Source organism: uncultured Maricaulis sp., from assembly GCF_905480005.1.
Classification (GTDB): domain Bacteria; phylum Pseudomonadota; class Alphaproteobacteria; order Caulobacterales; family Maricaulaceae; genus Maricaulis.
On the sequence record NZ_CAJQOO010000136.1, the window covers coordinates 1 to 3,752 of the forward strand.

Genomic DNA, 3,752 nt, shown 5'->3' on the forward strand with positions numbered 1-3,752 from the left:
GGCATCAGGATTTCAATCGACATGGCTCTACCTGTCCTGTGTCAAATCTTGCAAAGCGCCAGTAACTGGCATGGCATCAGCCGTTGGCGGCTTCGGGTTTGTAGCGCAGCGCGTGCTCGCGCATCTTTCCGGCGAATTCCATCAGCGTGTTCATCGGGCGGATCAGCACTTCGATGCGGGCCATCTGGCCGTCTTCATTCAGCGTGATCTTGTCGATTCCAACGAGGCCCTTGCCCTCCACCGAGCCGGTGAATTCGAGCATGAGCTCATTCCCGTTCACCCATTCCTGGCGATAGTCAAAGCCCTCGACGACCGTGATCACGCCCATCAGGATGTGCAGAAGATAATGCTTGTCCGCTAACGGCTTCCACACGACCGGCGAATGCAGTTCGCAGCCCTCGGCAATGATCGAGGACAGGCGATCGGCGTCGCGCTCACGCACGGCCTGGTGCCAATTGTCGAGGAAGTGTTTCACTTGCGGGGTCATGAGACCTCCACCAGCACGTCGGTATAGAGCTCGCTTGGATCGGGCTCCGGGCTGTCCTTGGCGAATTGGGCGGCGGCGTTGACGATCGCCTTGACGTCCTTGTCGAACGCCTTGAGCTCGTCCTCGGTCGCGTGCTTGCCTTCAATGAGGCGTTTTTTGATCAGGTCGATCGGGTCGTGGTGCGAGCGGATATCGTCGACTTCCTCGCGGGTGCGGTATTTCGCCGGATCGGACATGGAATGGCCGCGATAGCGATAGGTCTTCATTTCAAGGATATAGGGGCCATTACCGTCACGGGCATGCTTGACCGCCTTCTCGGCAGCGCGCTTGACCGCTTCGACATCCATGCCGTCGACTTCCTCGCCGGGAATGCCGAAGGAGATACCGCGCTTGTGCAGCGCCGTCTCGGACGAGGCGCGCTTGACCGAAGTGCCCATGGCATACTGGTTGTTCTCGATCACATAGACGACCGGGAGGTCCCAGAGCTTGGCCATGTTGAAGCTCTCATAGACCTGGCCCTGATTGGCAGCGCCATCGCCGAAATACGCCACGGCGACCTTCTTGTTGTCCTTGTAGCGATCGGCAAAGGCGAGGCCCGTGCCAAGCGCCACCTGGGCGCCGACAATGCCGTGGCCGCCATAAAACTGCTTGTCGCGGGAGAACATGTGCATGGAGCCGCCCTTGCCCCGTGAATAGCCGCCCTCGCGGCCCGTGAGCTCGGCCATGACACCATTGGGATCCATCCCGCAGGCCAGCATGTGGGCGTGATCGCGATAACCGGTGATGACCTGGTCACCCTCCTCGAGGGCGGCCTGGATGCCGGTGACCACCGCTTCCTGGCCGATATAGAGGTGACAGAAGCCTGCAATCAGACCCATGCCGTAAAGCTGACCCGCCTTTTCCTCGAAACGGCGCATCATCAACATCTCTCGATAGTATTGAAGCAGCTCGTCTTTTCCGGCGCCCTTGGCTGCGGATTTCGAGGCGGTGGTCTTGCTTGTGCGCTTGCTAGTCATTAATTCGCACGCGAAATAAAACCTTCGCGCTCCCATCTGACGTCCATCGCCGCATAGCAGATGCCGCACCGCAGGGGCAAGCGATGAAGTGGAAATTCAATCAGATGGGGATGTGGCGCGACGGCCGGAACGCGTCTCTAGCGACGGGCATCCGGTTCAATTTCGACGATGAATTCGCGCGGATGGGCAACATTGAGAATGTCACGCGCCCGTTCCTCGACATAGTCGAGATCGAGGCTGTCGGAACGCAGGCGGGCCGCAGTCACTTCGAGCGCTTCGCGCTCGGCACGGGCCAGGGCAAGCTCGGCTTCGGCTTCGCTGATCTCGGTTTTCACGACGATCCAGTTCAGCACACCCTGCTCGCCCGTCAGCGCGTGATAGCCGAAATAGGCAATCGCGACGGTCAGTAATGCTGTCGTGGAAAAGCGCTTGATCGCGTCCAAACCCGTTCACCCTCGTTGAGACCGACGCTCATACGCCGTGTTCTTCTGAGCCGTGATTCAACATGATCACACTTTAGGAGTCGTGAATCCGGGATTCAGGTCTGGGTAAGGGATTGGACTCAAATGGGGCCGGATGGCCCCGATTTGTCATCCCCGCGGGAAGTCTGGCGGGGATGACAATTGCTGCTGAGTGTCGGCGAACCCTAGCTTGCGAGGCCCGTAGAGCCGGCATAGAGGCCGGTCTCGCCGAGCATGCTCTCGATACGCAGGAGCTGGTTATACTTGGCGGTGCGGTCGGAACGGGCCAGCGAGCCGGTCTTGATCTGTCCGCAATTGGTGGCGACGGCGAGATCGGCAATGGTGGCGTCCTCGGTCTCGCCGGAACGGTGGCTCATCACCGCGCCATAACCCGAGCGCAGCGCCATATCGACGGCGTCCAGGGTCTCGGACAGCGTGCCGATCTGGTTGACCTTCACCAGGATCGCATTGGCCGCACCGGTTTCAATGCCCTGGGCAAGACGCTCGGGATTGGTGACGAAGAGATCATCGCCGACCAGCTGGCAGCTGCCATCGAGACGCTCGGTCAGGGCACGCCAGCCATCCCAGTCATCCTCGGCCATGCCGTCCTCGATCGAGACGATCGGGTATTTGGAGACGAGTTTTTCGAGATATTGCGCAAAGCCGGCGGCGTCATGGCTCTCGCCCGCGCCTGCCAGCACATACTGGCCGTCCTTGTAGAATTCCGTCGAGGCGACATCGAGCGCCAGGGCAACATCCTCGCCCGGCTTGTAGCCGGCCGCCTCGATCGCATCCATGATCACGTCGAGCGCCTGTTCGGCCGAGGTCAGGTGCGGAGCGAACCCGCCCTCATCGCCGACATTCGTGTTCAGACCGTCTGCCTTCAGACGCGATTTGAGCGCGTGGAAGACTTCGGCGCCGCAGCGCAGGCCTTCGGAGAAGCTCGGCAGGCCGACCGGCATGATCATGAATTCCTGGAAGTCGATCGGATTGTCGGCATGGGCGCCACCATTGATGATATTCATCATCGGGGTCGGCAGGACGCGGGCATTCATGCCGCCGATATAGCGATAGAGCGGCAGGCCCTGGACATCGGCCGCGGCATGCGCGGTTGCCAGGGACACGCCCAGCATAGAATTGGCCCCAAGGCGCGCCTTGTTGGCGGTGCCATCCAGCTCGATCATCGCTTCGTCGATGCGGCGCTGATCCTCGGCATCCATGCCGGCGATGGCTTCGAAGATCTCGCCTTCGACCAGATCGCAGGCTTTCTGCACGCCCTTGCCGCCATAGCGCTCATCGCCATCACGCATCTCGACCGCCTCATGGGCACCGGTCGAGGCGCCGGACGGGACTGCGGCGCGGCCGAAGGAGCCGTCTTCCAGCAGCACGTCGACTTCCACGGTCGGATTGCCCCGGCTGTCGAGGATTTCGCGGGCGGTGATGTCGGTGATGGCGGTCATGAGACTCTCTTCGGGATAAAGGCGCGTTGGGCGCTTCATAACCAAGGCTGGCGGGGACGCAAGCCCGCGCATGCGGGCAATCCGCCGTGTTACCGCGAACACGCGAAATTTGTGCGGTTAACGGGCCGGATTGACCTAGAACAGGCCCTCGACGTCTCCGTCAGCATTCAGATGAATATCCAGCGCCGCCGGCTTACGCGGCAGGCCGGGCATGGTCATGATCGATCCGCAGACCGCGACCACAAATCCGGCGCCTGCCGACAGGCGGACTTCACGCACCGGAAGCTCATGGCCTTCCGGCGCGCCGGTCAGGGCCGGGTCGGCCGAG

General features: G+C 61.4%; 5 protein-coding genes. All 5 read right to left on the reverse strand.

Going from position 1 to position 3,752, the window contains the following annotated elements; all coding sequences use genetic code 11:
* Positions 1-76 precede the first annotated feature (76 nt).
* Positions 77-487 carry a hypothetical protein gene (locus QZ266_RS12415; protein WP_295695629.1) on the reverse strand — a complete coding sequence of 137 codons (411 nt, stop codon included), beginning with the start codon at positions 485-487 and terminating at the stop codon, positions 77-79.
* The gene (gene pdhA, locus QZ266_RS12420; RefSeq protein WP_295695631.1) at positions 484-1,503 is read right to left on the reverse strand and encodes a pyruvate dehydrogenase (acetyl-transferring) E1 component subunit alpha; all 1,020 of its coding nucleotides are present in this window, start codon (positions 1,501-1,503) and stop codon (positions 484-486) included. Before pdhA ends, QZ266_RS12415 begins: the two co-directional genes overlap by 4 nt.
* Positions 1,504-1,640: 137 nt before the next feature.
* Positions 1,641-1,946 (reverse strand): septum formation initiator family protein, encoded by a 306-nt coding sequence (locus QZ266_RS12425; protein WP_295695633.1) that lies wholly within the window; start codon positions 1,944-1,946, stop codon positions 1,641-1,643.
* Positions 1,947-2,149: 203 nt separating this feature from the next.
* Positions 2,150-3,424: a phosphopyruvate hydratase gene (eno, locus tag QZ266_RS12430; protein ID WP_295695635.1), complete on the reverse strand. Its 1,275-nt coding sequence runs from the start codon at positions 3,422-3,424 to the stop codon at positions 2,150-2,152.
* A 135-nt stretch (positions 3,425-3,559) separates the two neighbouring features.
* The coding region (locus QZ266_RS12435) for a formate--tetrahydrofolate ligase (protein ID WP_295695637.1) at positions 3,560-3,752 on the reverse strand (193 nt) is incomplete at its 5' end.